18 protein-coding genes are annotated in these 15,182 nt (G+C 36.3%); 9 read left to right on the top strand and 9 right to left on the bottom strand.

The features are described 5' to 3' along the window. Window positions 1–129 precede the first annotated feature (129 nt). The gene (locus AC0NJG_RS22530; RefSeq protein ID WP_000526077.1) at window positions 130–354 is read right to left on the bottom strand and encodes a YuzB family protein; all 225 of its coding nucleotides are present in this window, start codon (window positions 352–354) and stop codon (window positions 130–132) included. 387 nt (window positions 355–741) lie between these two features. Here AC0NJG_RS22530 and AC0NJG_RS22525 point away from each other — a divergent pair, with 387 nt between their 5' ends. Both AC0NJG_RS22525 and lipL read left to right on the top strand, forming a co-directional pair. Then, a complete protein-coding gene (locus tag AC0NJG_RS22525) occupies window positions 742–1,434 on the top strand; it encodes an RsfA family transcriptional regulator (protein ID WP_000868372.1) in 693 nt (230 codons plus the stop codon). Between the two features lie 129 nt (window positions 1,435–1,563). After that, window positions 1,564–2,409 carry an octanoyl-[GcvH]:protein N-octanoyltransferase gene (lipL, locus tag AC0NJG_RS22520; RefSeq protein WP_000071956.1) on the top strand — a complete coding sequence of 282 codons (846 nt, stop codon included), beginning with the start codon at window positions 1,564–1,566 and terminating at the stop codon, window positions 2,407–2,409. A gap of 48 nt (window positions 2,410–2,457) precedes the next feature. Here the strand turns inward: lipL and pta are convergent, their stop codons facing one another. After that, complete coding sequence (gene pta, locus AC0NJG_RS22515) at window positions 2,458–3,429, bottom strand: phosphate acetyltransferase (protein ID WP_474063461.1); 972 nt, start codon at window positions 3,427–3,429, stop codon at window positions 2,458–2,460. Between the two features lie 280 nt (window positions 3,430–3,709). On the opposite strand from pta, the gene hemQ reads away from it, so the two are divergent. The 4 genes from hemQ to gerQ all read left to right on the top strand — a co-directional run bounded on the left by hemQ (window position 3,710) and on the right by gerQ (window position 6,979). Continuing rightward, complete coding sequence (gene hemQ, locus AC0NJG_RS22510) at window positions 3,710–4,453, top strand: hydrogen peroxide-dependent heme synthase (RefSeq protein WP_087955203.1); 744 nt, start codon at window positions 3,710–3,712, stop codon at window positions 4,451–4,453. Window positions 4,454–4,649: 196 nt separating this feature from the next. Next, entirely contained in the window at window positions 4,650–5,927 is a 1,278-nt protein-coding gene (locus AC0NJG_RS22505) for a serine hydrolase (RefSeq protein WP_173602142.1), read from the top strand. Between the two features lie 173 nt (window positions 5,928–6,100). After that, the gene (gene cwlJ / locus AC0NJG_RS22500; protein ID WP_087955205.1) at window positions 6,101–6,523 is read left to right on the top strand and encodes a cell wall hydrolase CwlJ; all 423 of its coding nucleotides are present in this window, start codon (window positions 6,101–6,103) and stop codon (window positions 6,521–6,523) included. 27 nt (window positions 6,524–6,550) lie between these two features. Continuing rightward, a complete protein-coding gene (gene gerQ / locus AC0NJG_RS22495; RefSeq protein WP_088326425.1) occupies window positions 6,551–6,979 on the top strand; it encodes a spore coat protein GerQ in 429 nt (142 codons plus the stop codon). Between the two features lie 30 nt (window positions 6,980–7,009). Here the strand turns inward: gerQ and AC0NJG_RS22490 are convergent, their stop codons facing one another. From AC0NJG_RS22490 to AC0NJG_RS22480, 3 genes are all read right to left on the bottom strand, one after another. Further along, window positions 7,010–7,378, bottom strand: a complete 369-nt coding sequence (locus tag AC0NJG_RS22490) for a DUF423 domain-containing protein (protein ID WP_000688322.1) — start codon at window positions 7,376–7,378, stop codon at window positions 7,010–7,012. Between the two features lie 64 nt (window positions 7,379–7,442). Continuing rightward, a complete protein-coding gene (locus tag AC0NJG_RS22485; protein ID WP_001167353.1) occupies window positions 7,443–7,727 on the bottom strand; it encodes a YwdI family protein in 285 nt (94 codons plus the stop codon). Window positions 7,728–7,733: 6 nt separating this feature from the next. Further along, a complete protein-coding gene (locus tag AC0NJG_RS22480) occupies window positions 7,734–8,726 on the bottom strand; it encodes a potassium channel family protein (protein ID WP_270821950.1) in 993 nt (330 codons plus the stop codon). Window positions 8,727–8,821: 95 nt separating this feature from the next. Between AC0NJG_RS22480 and AC0NJG_RS22475 the strand changes: the two genes are divergently transcribed. The 3 genes from AC0NJG_RS22475 (at window position 8,822) to AC0NJG_RS22465 (ending at window position 11,657) form a co-directional block, all read left to right on the top strand. Further along, window positions 8,822–10,105, top strand: coding sequence for a purine/pyrimidine permease (locus AC0NJG_RS22475; protein WP_140168591.1), 1,284 nt, complete (start codon window positions 8,822–8,824; stop codon window positions 10,103–10,105). Between the two features lie 225 nt (window positions 10,106–10,330). Next, complete coding sequence (locus AC0NJG_RS22470) at window positions 10,331–11,152, top strand: Cof-type HAD-IIB family hydrolase (RefSeq protein ID WP_474063460.1); 822 nt, start codon at window positions 10,331–10,333, stop codon at window positions 11,150–11,152. A 211-nt stretch (window positions 11,153–11,363) separates the two neighbouring features. Then, window positions 11,364–11,657, top strand: coding sequence for a DUF3817 domain-containing protein (locus AC0NJG_RS22465; RefSeq protein ID WP_270821918.1), 294 nt, complete (start codon window positions 11,364–11,366; stop codon window positions 11,655–11,657). 38 nt (window positions 11,658–11,695) lie between these two features. On the opposite strand, the gene AC0NJG_RS22460 is transcribed toward AC0NJG_RS22465, so the two are convergent. From AC0NJG_RS22460 to AC0NJG_RS22445, 4 genes are read right to left on the bottom strand one after another with little or no spacing between them, the layout of a single operon-like run. Beyond that, entirely contained in the window at window positions 11,696–12,373 is a 678-nt protein-coding gene (locus tag AC0NJG_RS22460; protein WP_087995294.1) for a uracil-DNA glycosylase, read from the bottom strand. A gap of 19 nt (window positions 12,374–12,392) precedes the next feature. Beyond that, a complete protein-coding gene (locus AC0NJG_RS22455; protein WP_087955210.1) occupies window positions 12,393–13,385 on the bottom strand; it encodes an ABC transporter permease subunit in 993 nt (330 codons plus the stop codon). Further along, a complete protein-coding gene (locus tag AC0NJG_RS22450; RefSeq protein WP_087955211.1) occupies window positions 13,378–14,295 on the bottom strand; it encodes an ABC transporter ATP-binding protein in 918 nt (305 codons plus the stop codon). The genes AC0NJG_RS22455 and AC0NJG_RS22450 overlap by 8 nt, the downstream gene beginning before the upstream one ends. Next, the gene (locus AC0NJG_RS22445; protein WP_140421169.1) at window positions 14,292–15,173 is read right to left on the bottom strand and encodes an SGNH/GDSL hydrolase family protein; all 882 of its coding nucleotides are present in this window, start codon (window positions 15,171–15,173) and stop codon (window positions 14,292–14,294) included. Before AC0NJG_RS22445 ends, AC0NJG_RS22450 begins: the two co-directional genes overlap by 4 nt. Window positions 15,174–15,182 lie beyond the last annotated feature (9 nt).

Raw genomic sequence — 15,182 nt, 5'->3', positions numbered from 1 at the left:
GAGACCTTAATAAATAGATAATGCCTATCTGTCATGAACTATTATCATCACCAGTTAAGCTTTCTCAGAATAGATTCTTCCTCTTATGGGTATAAAAAAAGAAGAGTAATCTGTTCACTCTTCTTTTCCTTACTTATTTAACTTTGCTTCAATTTTTACAATTAATTCGTCTTCTGTTGGGGCTGCAACTGGACGATTATTTACAAATGCGAATGATTTTTTACGGCCAGGGCCACAGTAAGACTGACATCCAACTTCAATCGTTGCACATGAATCTACTTTTTTTAGCTTTGGAATCAACGTTTTAACGTTCGTTGCCTGACAATCATCACACACACGAAATTCGTTTCCCATTATATAACACTTCCTCTATTTTAAACTTTTCTCAAGTACATTTAAAAATAAACACTAAATGGTATTTTACCGCTCTTTGAAGCTCGTTGCAAGTTTCCTTTCGACGCTCTTTCCTCATATAATGCTACATATTTATATGTTCTCCTACAGCAGCTTCCGTCATTCTTGGCAAAATTTATCCCGCTTTAATGGGCAGTAAGACCCCCACCTCAAAATTCAGCGAAAGCAAAGAAGTTAGGTGGGGGATGAAGAACCTCCCCACTGATTAAAGTTTCACTTTATACCTTTCATCGAAATCTACCATATTTTTAAAAGCTTTGTATAAAAGCTCACTTTTTTGCCCATTATAAAAATAGGAAGTTCATAAAAAGAAAGGGAGTTGAATCTATGAAAGTAAGACAAGATGCTTGGACGGATGAGGATGATTTATTACTTGCTGAAACTGTACTTCGTCACGTTCGAGAAGGAAGTACCCAATTAAATGCGTTTGAAGAAGTAGGAGACAGATTAAATCGTACATCGGCTGCCTGTGGTTTCCGTTGGAATGCTGTTGTTCGCTATAGCTATGAACAAGCTCTTCAACTAGCAAAAAAACATCGTAAAGATAAAATGCGTGCTGCAAGTGGTGAACAAGCGAAAAAACGTTTACTTTATACACCACCAGCTTCAGATTCGATAACTAATTATGAAGAGTTCGTACAAGAGGAATCAATTGTACAATATAAAGAAGCTACTCCATATCAAGAAACTACCGTTCCTGCTGCAAAGGGCTCTATGACAATGCAAGATGTTATTTATTTTTTACAAACAGTCGGATCTTCAAATATAAAAGTGACAGCTCTTGAAAACGAGAATACGAGATTGAAACAAGAAATTAAATCACAAATCCTTCGAAATGAAGAACTAGAAAAGAAACTGGAAAAATTAGAAAAACAATCTCATACTGTGCAAGAAGATTACGAAACACTTATGAACATTATGAACCGCGCTCGTAAGTTAGCAGTCATGGATGACGAAGAACGTTCTCAAACATCTTTCCGAATGGATCGAAACGGTAATTTAGAAAAAATTGCAGAATAAAAAGGATGCATATAATGCATCCTTTTTTAGTCTTTCATCTTTAAACTTTCCCTTTATATGCGAGAAAACCTCATTCTTCATTTTTTGCTATAATAGAGATTGTCATTTTAAAGATAAGGGGTTAGTTATATGAGCAATTCCCGTTCCATTTTATCTCAGCCAGAGTGGCGTATTGTAGATCAGTCTAGTTTGGGGCCAACATTCCATGCATTGCAGTCATTCGCAATGGATGACACGCTGTGCACAAGCATTGGAAATGGTCAATCAGCTGCAACAATGCGTTCTTGGGTTCATCACAATACAATTGTTCTTGGCATTCAAGATTCACGCCTACCGCACTTAGAAGAAGGTATTTCCTTTTTAAAAGAAAACAACTTCAATGTTATTGTTCGTAATTCTGGCGGGCTTGCAGTCGTACTTGATGAAGGTGTGTTAAACGTATCACTTTTATTCCAAGAGACCGAAAAAGGTATCGATATTGATCTTGGATACGATACAATGTGGCATTTAATTCAGGAAATGTTAAAAGATTACGATGTTACAATTGAGGCAAAAGAAATCGTTGGTTCTTACTGTCCTGGTAGCTACGATTTAAGTATTCGCGATCAAAAATTTGCTGGTATTTCACAGCGCCGTATTCGCGGTGGTGTCGCTGTCCAAATTTATCTCTGTGCTACAGGAAGTGGCTCTGAACGTGCCGCACTCGTTCGTGATTTCTACAACCTAGCCATTCAAGGAGAAGAAACACGCTTTACGTACCCTGAAATTGTACCGAGTACGATGGCTTCACTTTCAGAATTACTTGGCGAAACCATTACAGTGCAAGATTTAATGATGCGCCTTTTAAAAACACTGCAACAATTCGCTCCAAAGTTAACACCATCTCAATTAACAATAGATGAAATACCTTTATATGAGACGAATTTACAACGTATTATTGATCGTAACAATAAAGCACTTGGCTTAGAAAAATAAAGACCGTCGCTATTTTAGCGACGGTCTTTATTTCAATTCGTTATAGAATTAAAGTGCTTGAGCTGCTGTAATTAAAGCTAACTTGTACACTTCTTCTTCGTTACATCCACGAGATAGGTCGTTTACAGGCATGTTTAAACCTTGTAAGATTGGTCCTACTGCTTCGAAGTTACCTAAACGTTGAGCGATTTTGTAGCCAATATTACCAGCTTCTAAGCTTGGGAATACGAATACGTTAGCATCACCTTTAATTGTAGAACCTGGAGCTTTTTTCTCAGCTACAGATGGTACGAATGCAGCATCGAATTGGAATTCTCCATCTAGAGTTAATTCCGGAGCCATTTCTTTTGCAATGCGAGTTGCTTCTACAACTTTTTCTGTTTCTGGAGATTTCGCAGAACCTTTTGTAGAGAAGCTTAACATAGCAACGCGTGGATCAATGCCGAATAGTTCAGCAGTTTTCGCACTTTCGATACCAATTTCAGCCAAATCTTGGCTATTTGGTGCAATGTTAATTGCGCAATCAGCGAATACATATTTCTCTTCTTCACGTACCATGATGAATACGCCAGAAGTTTTTGTAACGCCTGGTTTTGTTTTAATGATTTGAAGTGCTGGACGAACTGTATCAGCTGTAGAATGAGCCGCACCACTTACTAAACCGTGTGCTTTGCCCATGTATACAAGCATTGTACCGAAGTAGTTTTCGTTTTTAAGGATTTTGCGAGCGTCTTCTTCAGTTGCTTTACCTTTACGGCGTTCAACGAAAGATGCTACCATTGCATCCATTTCTTCGTATGTAGCTGGGTCATAAATATCAACGCCTGCTAATGTTAAATTCATGCTAGCAGCTTTTGCGCTAATTTCTTCTTTATTACCAACTAAGATTGGTTTTACTAACTCTTCTTTTGCTAAACGCTCTGCAGCGCCTAAAATTCTTTCATCAGTTCCTTCAGGAAGTACGATAGAAATGCCTTTTCCTTGAACTTTTTCTTTTACTGTTGTAAATAAGTTGCTCACGAATAAACCCTCCTACATATGTTAAAAAAACTCTATCTTTAAGAATACTTCTTTTCCTCTATATTTTAAACTTATAGCTCCCAAAAAATAGATAAAATAAAAATGATTATATTTTCATAAAATTCAGCATAGAAATAAAGTCCCTTTAAGCTTTATCTTCTCCTATTTTTAAGTAAATTAAAATGTGACAATTTTATGCGCTAAGGTTTTATATAGATGATTTTAAAACTATATATGCTATAGTTAACGTGTAAAACTATCATTAACTGAGGTGAATAGAATGAGTGAAGCAACAACAACGTTAGATGGCTGGTATTGTTTACATGATTTACGTTCTATTGATTGGGCTGCATGGAAAACATTATCTAGCGACGAACGCGGACAAGCTGTGTCTGAATTTTTAAATGTCATTGAAAAATGGAACGACGTAGCTGCTGCAAAAAAAGGCAGTCACGCAATGTATACAGTTGTTGGCCAAAAAGCTGATATTATGCTTATGATTTTACGTCCAACAATGGAAGAGTTAAATGAAATTGAGACAGAATTGAATAAAACAACTTTAGCTGAATATATGGTTCCTGCATACTCTTACGTATCTGTTGTTGAACTAAGCAACTACCTTCCAGCTGATGAAGATCCATACCAAAATCCACAAATCTTAGCTCGCTTATATCCTGAGTTACCGAAAGCAAATCACATTTGCTTCTATCCAATGGACAAGCGTCGCCAAGGTGATGACAACTGGTACATGCTTCCGATGGAGGAACGTAAGAAAATGATGTACAGTCATAGTAAAATTGGTCGCCAGTACGCAGGTAAAGTACGCCAAGTTATTTCAGGATCTGTTGGATTCGACGATTTTGAGTGGGGCGTAACATTATTCGCTGACGATGTTCTTCAATTTAAAAAGCTTATATATGAAATGCGCTTCGATGAAGTAAGTGCTCGTTATGGTGAATTCGGAACATTTTTCGTCGGAAACATTTTACCAGACGAAAAGGTAGAGAAATTTTTACACATATAAATCGTGAAAAAGGAGCGAAATTCGTTCCTTTTTTTATTCCCCTCTATATTTCTCCTCAAAAAACTTCTTTTTTCCTCAAATTTGAACAAAAATCGACAAATTCCTTTTAAATACCTTACAAAATTGTAACCTTTCTATATCCAAATTTATGCTAAAATGGTACGAGCTATATGCTAATAACGATGCGAAGGTGATAATGTATATGAAGAAAATCTTGTCTATTTTACTAGCGTTTCTATTGTCAATTTCTTCCTTAGGAGTAACAACATCCCATGCAGAAGAAAAAATACACATTGAAGCAGCTGCTGCACTCCTATTTGATGCAGATACAGGAAAAATACTGCATGAACAAAATCCAGATGAATTACTAGCTATCGCTAGTATGTCAAAATTAATTGTTGTTTATGCCGTGTTAGAAGCAATTAAAGAAGGAAAAATCACTTGGGATACAAAGGTAAACATTTCTGATTACGCTTATGAAGTTTCACGTAATAATGAATTCTCTAACGTGCCGTTCGAAAAAGGACGTCAATATACTGTAAGAGAACTATATCATTCTATCGTTATCTTCTCTGCAAACGGATCTAGTATTGCCTTAGCAGAACTTCTTGCAGGAAGTGAGAAAAACTTCTTAAATCTTGCAAATGAACATGCAAAAAAACTAGGGTTAAAGAAATATAAATTTGTAAACGCTACTGGTTTAAATAACGCTGACTTAAAAGGAAAACATCCTGAGGGTACTGATCCAAATGCAGAAAACTCTATGTCAGCTCGCGATATGGGTATACTTTCAAAAGCAATGATTACAAAGTATCCAGAAATGCTAGAGGATACAAAACAAAGATTTAGAAACTTCCCAGATAATCATCCGAAACCAATTCGTATGGAAAACTGGAACTGGATGTTACCAGGAGCTGCTTTCGCTTATGAAGGTACTGATGGTTTAAAAACCGGAAGTTCTGATACGGCTGGATATGGATTTACTATTACTGCTAAACGTGGTGATGTACGTCTTATTTCGGTTATTATTAAAACAAAATCAATGGACGAGCGCTTCACAGAATCTCGTGAGTTAATCGAATACGGGTTTAATAACTTCGAAAAACAAAAACTAAAGGTCGATAAAAACAATACACTCTCTGTAGTACAAGGGAAAGAAGATCAAGTAACTGTTGCACCAGAAAAAGAAATAACCGTAATTGCAAAAAAAGGTAGCAAAGACTCTTATAAAGTTGGAACTGAAGCAGATAAATCACTTGCTGAAGATGGTCATTTAGTTGCTCCTATTAAGAAGGGTGCCAAAGTAGGTTCGATTACTTTAGAATCAACTGATAAATATGGTTTCTTAGACGGTAGTAAAAGTATGAAAGTTACTGCAAAAACGACAGAAGAAGTTGAAAAAGCAAATTGGTTTGTGTTAACAATGCGCTCTATCGGTGATTTCTTCTCAAACTTATGGTCTAAAGTTTTTTAATAAAAAAGCTGGCTCACGCTAGCTTTTTTTATTTTCCACTCCCAATGTAAAACTTCGTTTGGTTGTCATATCTGATTCTTTTTCCTCATACGTATGAACTAGTAATTGTTACACACTTCATCTAGAGATAAACCTCTTTCCAAAAGGTATTCCAAAAAGAGAGGTGACACATAATGGGTGTTATCGCGCATAACGAAGAAGATGTTAAGTTATTAGCTAGATTGATGCGTGCTGAAGCTGAAGGAGAAGGGCAACAAGGAATGTTAATGGTTGGAAATGTTGGAGTAAATCGTGTTCTTGGAAATTGTTTGGACTTTAAAAACATTCGTAATTTACGTCAAATGGTTTATCAAAACCCTGGCGGTTTCGAAGCAACGCAAAAAGGATATTTTTATCAGCGTGCGCGTGCACAAGATATTGCTCTGGCAAGACGGACCATTCAAGGGCAGCGTTTTTGGCCTGCCAACTTTGCCTTATGGTTTTTTAGACCTGAAGGTGCATGCCCACCAACTTGGTATAACCAGCAAAACTCTGGTCGCTTCAAAAAGCACTGCTTCTTCCAGCCATCTGCTGGGGATTGCCCTAGCGTATATTAAGGAATAAAAATGAGGAGGGATTTTTGAATGGCACAGCAACAAAATCCGTACTATGGAACAGGTTTTTATCAACCATCTGGAACTTATGTACAACCGCAACAAATGACTCAACAACAGCAGCAAGCGATGCAACAACAAACAGCTCAAGCTGCTCAAGCTCAATATGCAATTTCTCAAGGCATGTTACCTCTAGAGCAATCCTATATTGAAAATATCCTTCGTTTAAACAAAGGTAAGCAAGCAACGGTTGTAATGACTTATGAACGTGGCAGTTCCCTTGGTACACAGTCTTATACAGGTATTATTGAAGCAGCTGGCCGTGACCATATCGTTATTAGTGAACCGCAATCAGGGAAGCGTTATTTGCTACTAATGATTTACTTAGATTATGTAGAATTTCCAGAAGAAATTGCGTATTTGCCTGGTCAACAAGCAACTTATGCTCCAAGACCATAAAAAAAGCTGGCATATGCCAGCTTTTGTTTTTTATAATCCCTTTACAACTGCAGTTCCGACTAAGATCCATGCCACAATAAATGCCACACCACCAAGAGGTGTAATTGGGCCAAAGAACTTAATACCCGTCGTACTTAATGCGTACAAACTACCTGAAAACATAATAATCCCGGCTACCATAAGCCAGCCAGCAGTAGTTAAAAGTGATGATTGAATTTTATCCATCAATAAAGCAACTACAAATAGTCCGCCTGCATGAAACATTTGATATGTAACACCTGTTTTCCAAACTTCTAACATTTTCGCAGAAACTTTATTTTCTAAACCGTGTGCTCCGAAAGCCCCTAACGCAACAGATAGCCCCGCTGCAATACAACCTAGTAAAAAGAAAATTTTCATCTTAATTCCCCTTTTTTACTTTTATCATAAGCAATTTTTTCATATAAGCCAAACGATTTATCCTCTAAAAATCAAATAAAGAATTACCGTTTGCATCACTTTCTTTTATATATACTGGCTCATCAGAAACCGGTGCAATTGGTTGCATCGTGATTGGTTGTGATCCAATTATTTGTGATTGAATTTGTGGCTCTCTATACGTAGAAGATTCAACTTGCTCATCTAATAATAAATCACATAAAGCACGCACAACTAATACATGCTCTTTTGATTTTTGTCCTTCACTACTTTTTGCCTTTGCAATTTCATTCGCCATTTTATTTAAAATTTTATCACTCGATATTTGCATTCCTCGTCACCTCTTACTTTGTAGTTCTTTCTCAAATTGACCCAGTTTTTCTACTGAACCAAATACTATTATCATATCATGTTCTTGCAGTTTTTCCTGCCCCGTTGGATTATGTATAACATTCCCATTTCTCAAAATCGCTAAAATTGTTACATCAAATTGATTTCTCACATCACTCTCTAGTAACGATTTACTAGCTAAAATAGAGCCTTCGCCGACTGCAATTTCTTCAATTACAAATGACTGCTCCACACCATACAGTACTGTATCAATATAATGAACTGTTAACGGATTCGCAATACCTTTTGCAATATGAATTCCTGCCATACTAGATGGATTAATCACCTTATTTGCCCCAGCTCGCCTTAATTTTTCTTCGGTTTCTGGTTTTTCCGCTCTTGCCACAATTTTAATTGCATCGTTTAATCCTCTTGCCGTTAACGTAATAAATACATTTTCAGCGTCATTTGCTACGATAGCAACTAAACCAGCTGCCTTTGAAATCCCAGCATGATGTAACACTTGGTCTTCTGTTGCATCTCCATGTACATATAAAAGTTTTTCCTTCTCTAATATGCTTTCATCCTTATCCACGACGACAAATGGAATTTTCTTTTCTTGCAATTCATGTACAACTTGAAGCCCTACTCTACCGCATCCACATACAATAATATGATTTTGTAACTGTGCTATTTGTTTATCCATCTTCTTCCTCCGTACTGCATGAAATAGGTTCCCTTCAATAATCATAGCTGCCACTACACCGATTGCATACGTAACAATACCGACTCCAACAGGAATAATGAGAAGTGCAAATACTTTCCCTGCCTGCGTTATAGGTACCGCATCTCCGTATCCAACCGTTAATACAGTAATCATCGTCATCCAAAATGCTTGAAACAAACTAATCTCTTCAATTGTCATAAATCCTAACGTTCCTAGAATTACGACAAAAGTCATACATATAACTGCTATCCATAATTGCTTACGTGCATTCATATTGTGTTTCAACTCTTTTCTCTATCTACAATCTTTGCCAGTGGAAATGAAATACGTATATACTAGATACGGAATCTATGAAAGAGGTTGATATAATGAAAACATTTCTTTCCGCCTTACAATGGGCACTATTTATTTTAGCTGGAAGCCTTATTGTACCAATTAGCGTCGCAACTAGTTATGGCCTTGATGGCGCTGAAGCTATTGCATTCGTACAAAGAACATTATTTGTTCTTGGCTTTGCCGGTCTACTGCAAGCTATATTTGGACATAAACTTCCTATTCAAGAAGGTCCCGCAGGCCTTTGGTGGGGGATTTTCTCCCTTTACGCAAGTTTAGGTGTCGTATTATTTGGATCAAACAATGAGACACTTAAAGTTCTTCAATATGCTTTCTTATTAAGCGGTATCATTTGTATTATTCTTAGCGTTTTTGGACTTATTGATAAACTCGTTCGCTATTTTACACCGACAGTCATTGGAACGTACTTATTTCTTCTTGTTGCACAACTTAGTGGTTCCTTCTTAAAAGGAATGTTCGGTCTTGATGGAAAACATACAGAAGTACAACCTAACGTATTTATTCTTTCACTCATTGTTATTTTACTATCCTTTTTCATCATGAAGCTACCTATTATCGGACAATATTCTGTTCTTTTCAGTATCGTTTGCGGCTGGATATTATTCGCATGCTTTGGATTATCTAATCCAATAACACCAGTGACAGATATAATCCGTTTTCCATCCTTATTTGTTTTCGGAATGCCTCGTGTTGAATGGAACATGGTAATTACGGTCATTTTCGTTACACTCTTACTTCTAACAAATATGTTAGCAAGTATTCGTGTTGTGCAAAAGGTTGTCTCTAAATATGAAGAAAATGCTACATCAGATCGTTTTAAACAGGCCGGTATTATAACAGGAATCAATCAATTACTAGGCGGCCTGTTTTCGGCTATCGGACCTGTCGCTATTTCTGGATCAGCAGGTTTTATTGCAACGACTAATATTTATAAACGCCTCCCATTTATATTAGGATCAAGCTTTATTATTGTCGTTAGTATATTCCCAAAGATCACTTCATTCTTTGCGGCAATCCCAGTTGCAGTTGGTTATGCTGCCATTTATCCTGTATTTGCAAGCATGATCGGTCTTGCCTTTCGGGAATACGAAACGGTACAGGATAAAGAACAATTATTTAAAGTAGCGGGTCTTTCAATCTTCACAGGAATTGGGGTTATGTTCGTTCCAGCAGGAGCATATTCCACGCTTCCACCATTTCTAGCTTCGTTCCTAAGTAATGGTCTCGTTCTTGGGGCTGTAATGGCAATCTTGCTAGAAATACTATTTTCTCGTTCTACAGCAAAACAAGTATCGTAAATTGGAAAACTTCCATTATTGCACTCTACCTTTAGAGTTGTTACGATAAAATAAACATTTAATCATTGGGGTTTTGTACATCCCCAATGATTATTAATTAATATGATGAGAAAAACACTCATAAAGACGAATCTACTTCTTTTCAAAGAGGTTCGATGTCTTACTATTATTTCTTACATCTCCATGAACATATATTTGATTTAAATAAAGAAGGGACTTTTCAATATGACTTATAAAATGATTGTTTTAGATTTAGATGATACTTTATTACGTGACGACCATACTATTTCACCTCGTACGAAAGAAGCTCTAATGACTGCACAAGAACAAGGTGTAAAAGTTGTACTTGCTTCCGGACGTCCAACTTTTGGTATGCGCAATGTAGCGAAAGAACTTCGTTTAGAAGAATACGGCAGTTTCATTCTATCTTTTAATGGTGCAAAAATTATTAACTGGAAAACAAACGAAGAAATCTTTAGTAGTACGCTATCTCCTGAAATCGTTCACAACCTATTTGAAATTAGTAAAACTGAAGATGTATGGATTCATACTTATATTGGCGATGATATCGTAACAGAAGAAAATAATCCTTATACTGAAATTGAGGGCGATATTACTGGTATGCCAATTGTTGTTGTAGATGACTTTAAGGCTGCTGTTAAAGAGCCAGTAGTAAAAGTATTAATGAATAAAGAAGCTGAACGCCTTGTTGAAGTAGAATCAAAACTACAAAAACAACTAGAAGGACAATTAAGCGTTATGCGTTCTAAACCATTCTTCTTAGAATTTACTGAAGCTGGTGTTACAAAAGGAACGAGCTTAAACCAACTGATTCAAAAACTTGGCATTAAGCGCGAAGAAGTTATCGCAATGGGCGATAGCTATAATGACCAAGCAATGATCGAATTCGCTGGTCTTGGTGTTGCAATGGGCAATGCACCTGATGATATTAAAGAAATTGCAAACTATGTAACAGATACAAATATGAACGATGGTGTAGCAAAGGTTGTAGAGAAGTTCGTACTAAAAAGAGAAGCACTTGTTTAATATTTTCATTCATAAAACCTATTTGAAGTCAAACACTTCAAATAGGTTTTTATTTAAATTACCATGCTTTTGTGACTATATTTTGAACTTTGCACTATTCTCGTAGTGTAAACTTTCTTTTTGTATATAATGAAACAAAATAGACTATTTTATTTTGAAAAAGAATACAAATTTACTATAAACAAGCATACGTTAAGGGAGGCCACTTTACATGTTATCTACACCAATCGGACGATTAAGAGCAATTGGACTTATTGAAGGGATTTCTTTCCTACTACTATTATTTGTAGCAATGCCATTAAAATATTTCGCAGGATTTGCAACAGCTGTTAAAATTACAGGCATGGCTCACGGTGTTTTATTTATTTTATTTATCTTCGCAGTAATTCAAGTAACAATCGTACACCGTAAATCAATTTTATGGGCACTTGGGGCATTCATTTCATCGGTTATCCCATTTGGTACTTTTGTACTAGATGCAAAATTAAAAAACGAGCAACAATAATGAAAAGGTAGTTAACGACTGTTAACTACCTTTTTTATTTACAAATTTGGAATTTCCCAATCAATTTCCCTCTCGCCCATATTAGCTAAAATCGTATTTACTTTAGAATATGGTTTACTTCCAAAGAAACCACGTCTTGCTGATAATGGACTTGGATGTACGGATTCGATAATATGATGATTCGGATTCGTAATTAACTTCTTCTTCGCCTGTGCATGACGTCCCCACAATATGAAAATAACTGGCTTTTCACGTTCATTTAATAGCTCAATTACACGATCTGTGAAGTGCTCCCATCCTTTTCCTTTATGAGAATTTGCTTCACCTTGTCGAACTGTTAATACAGTATTTAATAATAAAACGCCTTGCTTTGCCCACTTTACTAAATAACCGTTATTTGGAATGTCATACCCATATTCATCTCGAAGTTCTTTATACATATTTAACAACGACGGTGGCGTTTTAATACCGGGTTGCACAGAAAAGCTTAAACCATGCGCTTGATTCGGTCCATGGTATGGATCTTGTCCTAAAATAACGACCTTTGTATTTTCATAACTTGTATACTCTAGAGCGTTAAAAATATCTTCTAGCTTTGGGTAAACAACATGTGTACTGTACTCTTCTTTCAAAAAATCAGCTAGCTTACGATAATACTCTTTCTCAAATTCTGGCGCCAATAATGGTCCCCAATCATTTGTTAAAATATTCTCCATATCTTCACTTCCCGTCCAATTAATTCACCATATCCTGCTTTGTAAATACTACAAATGAAATAATAAGAGACACAACTCCCCAAACAGTTAAATTCATTAAAGAAAATCCCATCGATAAACCTTGTAATGCAGGTAATTTTCCTGATAGATAATCCGTTAATGATAAATTCACACTAAAAATATATTTCGCACCTTCCCAAGATGTTGCGAATGAACTTAAAATGCCGCCCGCAATTAATGCGGCTAACATAACGCCCATACCAGCTGGTGTATTACGAATTAAAACAGAGACCATAAATGATATAGTTCCAACAACGATAGCAACAAACCAAGCTAATCCATATGCCATTAAGATGTATTGCCACTGCGGAATAAGGTGCACAAAGTTCGTATTTAACGTTTCCTTATCAATGACGAACCCTGTTAAAACAGGTAAATTCCATCCCGAGTAACCAAATACAAGCCCTGATAGTATGTAAGCAAACAAGCCTACAAGAAACAGTATGAGCGAAATAAAAAATAACATCGTCACGTATTTACTAAGGAGTATTTTCCAGCGCCGAATCGGCCGCGTAAGTAACATCTTCATCGTTCCATCACTTCGTTCTCCTGAAACGATATCAATGGCGACAATCATTACAAGAAGCGGAATAAATAATGTAATTCCTTGCTCAATAAAAGCCCTTACAAAAGTCGGTGCGCCCGGTGCCATCGGGTTAATATCATGATCTAAATAATATTGTTGCTGCTCAACTCTTACCTTTAACCAATCACGCCATTCTTCTGGCAACCTAGAATTGTTCAACCGGTTCTGAGAATCAACAATTTGCTGTTGTAATGAAACCTTCCAATCAGTTGTACCGAGCCTTTTCTGTGTCGTCTCTATTTCACGATACTGCGCGTACACAAAAAGTGGGATCAAGATTGCTAAAATAAGCATGACAACAAAAATACGTTTCTTGCGGTAAATCTTTTCTGATTCATTTAAAACTAGATTCGCAAATTCACGCATGCTGCTCACCCCTTGTGAGTTCAATAAATAAATCTTCTAGCGTAAATACAAGTTCCTTAACGCTATGTACATCTATCCCGTTTTCTACAAAATGTTTATTCCAATTACTTATAGATGCGATATTCATACGGCATAGTAATCGATCACCTTCTATACTCACTTCTCTTACTTCCTCAGCATCTTCTAGCATATCTTTTGCTTTCCCAATCGGCGTAACAATCCATTCTACGCGGTCACTTGCTGTTTTAATTAACTCTTCAACCTTGGCAACTGTTATCATCTTTCCTTTATGAATAATAGCAACGCGATCACATATCATTTGTACTTCGCTTAGCAAATGACTTGAAATAAACACGCTCATATTTTCTTCTTTCACAAGCTTATGTATAAATTCCCTAAGCTCTCTAATTCCGGCTGGGTCTAAACCATTTGTCGGCTCATCTAGTATGAGTAGTTTAGGATTTCCAAGAAGCGCTTGCGCAATGCCAAGTCGCTGTTTCATACCGAGTGAATATGTTTTTACCTTATCGTGAATTCTTTCATCCAAATGAACCATTTCAGCAATTTCAATAATACGTTCATCTGATATATCACCTAACATACGAGCAAATTGCTTTAAATTTTCCCATCCCGTTAAATATGTATACAACTCTGGGTTTTCAACGATACTCCCAATTTGACGCATCGCTTCTCTGAAATTTTCCTTAATCGAATAACCACCGATAGAAATCGTACCTTCTGTCGCCTTAATTAATCCAACTAACATTCGAATGGTAGTCGTCTTTCCAGCACCATTTGGTCCTAAGAACCCGAACACTTCTCCTTGCTTTACATCAAAGGAAATATTCTCTACAAGAGTCTTCTTTCCAATTACCTTCTTCACGTCTCGTACGGAAAGTATCGTCGTCATTTTACCCCTCCTTGTTCTAGTTTTAATTTACTTACAACATTTTGAACTAAACGTTCTGCCATATACGTATAACCTACTTCGTTCGGATGAAAATGATCAGAGTATAATAAATCTTTCCCGCGGTTTTGGAATAAATCAAATGTCGGTGTAATATATACATTTTTATTATTTATCGCTAACTTTTCTAAAGATGCATTCCAGTCTACAACAATGTTTGAAGACCCCTTTAAATCTTCTACATCTTCAAAAGGATTATATAAACCTAGCCAAAAAATAGGGCTATCTGTATTTAATTTACGAATTTCTTCTATAATTTTCTTCGCTTCATTTTGGAATGTTTCCGTATCAGGACGATATGTTTCTAAATCTATCTTTCCAAGCGATTCCCAACCCGGAAATAAATCATTTCCTCCAATCGTTAAAACGATTACATCTGCTTGCTTAATTGAATATTGAGCGCCACTACTCTCAATTTGTTTTAATAAGTCAGGCATTTTCGCACCACTAACAGCTAAGTTCGTTAAGGCAACCTTTTGCTTATAATCTTTTTGTAAATCTTCTTTCATCCGTCCAATATAGCCAATCCCTTCTTTATCACCAACACCGCGTGTTAATGAATCACCTAAACTAACGATTTGTAACGTTCCCGTTTTCTTTTTCTCTTTTGCCACTACATCGGTCTTTTTAATTAAATTTGAAGCTTTCGGATTTAATACATCATTTACACCTGAAACAAAGCCATATGCAAATAAACAGAAAGATGCAATTGTAATGAGTAGAATTACTTTTACTACTTTTGATCTCATATCAAAACCCCTTTTAGCCCTCATAGATTGTCCATAATTATACCAAACGCAATTTTGAAAAGCGATTTTCACACCTTATCT

This window comes from Bacillus sp. SSR7 (assembly GCF_055902415.1).
The sequence above is the reverse complement of the archived record's forward strand: the minus strand, read 5'-3'. Positions and strand labels throughout refer to the sequence as shown.

Bases quoted from the DNA above. Each gene is read 5' to 3' on its own strand.
- AC0NJG_RS22475 (WP_140168591.1), top strand. From the start codon at position 8,822: ATGAAAACATTTCTTTCCGCCTTACAATGGGCACTATTTATTTTAGCT.
- AC0NJG_RS22450 (WP_087955211.1), bottom strand. From the start codon at position 14,295: ATGACGACGATACTTTCCGTACGAGACGTGAAGAAGGTAATTGGAAAG.
- AC0NJG_RS22485 (WP_001167353.1), bottom strand. From the start codon at position 7,727: ATGCAAATATCGAGTGATAAAATTTTAAATAAAATGGCGAATGAAATT.
- gerQ (WP_088326425.1), top strand. From the start codon at position 6,551: ATGGCACAGCAACAAAATCCGTACTATGGAACAGGTTTTTATCAACCA.
- hemQ (WP_087955203.1), top strand. From the start codon at position 3,710: ATGAGTGAAGCAACAACAACGTTAGATGGCTGGTATTGTTTACATGAT.
- AC0NJG_RS22470 (WP_474063460.1), top strand. From the start codon at position 10,331: ATGACTTATAAAATGATTGTTTTAGATTTAGATGATACTTTATTACGT.
- AC0NJG_RS22455 (WP_087955210.1), bottom strand. From the start codon at position 13,385: ATGCGTGAATTTGCGAATCTAGTTTTAAATGAATCAGAAAAGATTTAC.
- AC0NJG_RS22505 (WP_173602142.1), top strand. From the start codon at position 4,650: ATGTATATGAAGAAAATCTTGTCTATTTTACTAGCGTTTCTATTGTCA.
- cwlJ (WP_087955205.1), top strand. From the start codon at position 6,101: ATGGGTGTTATCGCGCATAACGAAGAAGATGTTAAGTTATTAGCTAGA.
- AC0NJG_RS22465 (WP_270821918.1), top strand. From the start codon at position 11,364: ATGTTATCTACACCAATCGGACGATTAAGAGCAATTGGACTTATTGAA.
- lipL (WP_000071956.1), top strand. From the start codon at position 1,564: ATGAGCAATTCCCGTTCCATTTTATCTCAGCCAGAGTGGCGTATTGTA.
- AC0NJG_RS22525 (WP_000868372.1), top strand. From the start codon at position 742: ATGAAAGTAAGACAAGATGCTTGGACGGATGAGGATGATTTATTACTT.
- AC0NJG_RS22490 (WP_000688322.1), bottom strand. From the start codon at position 7,378: ATGAAAATTTTCTTTTTACTAGGTTGTATTGCAGCGGGGCTATCTGTT.
- AC0NJG_RS22530 (WP_000526077.1), bottom strand. From the start codon at position 354: ATGGGAAACGAATTTCGTGTGTGTGATGATTGTCAGGCAACGAACGTT.
- AC0NJG_RS22480 (WP_270821950.1), bottom strand. From the start codon at position 8,726: ATGAATGCACGTAAGCAATTATGGATAGCAGTTATATGTATGACTTTT.
- AC0NJG_RS22460 (WP_087995294.1), bottom strand. From the start codon at position 12,373: ATGGAGAATATTTTAACAAATGATTGGGGACCATTATTGGCGCCAGAA.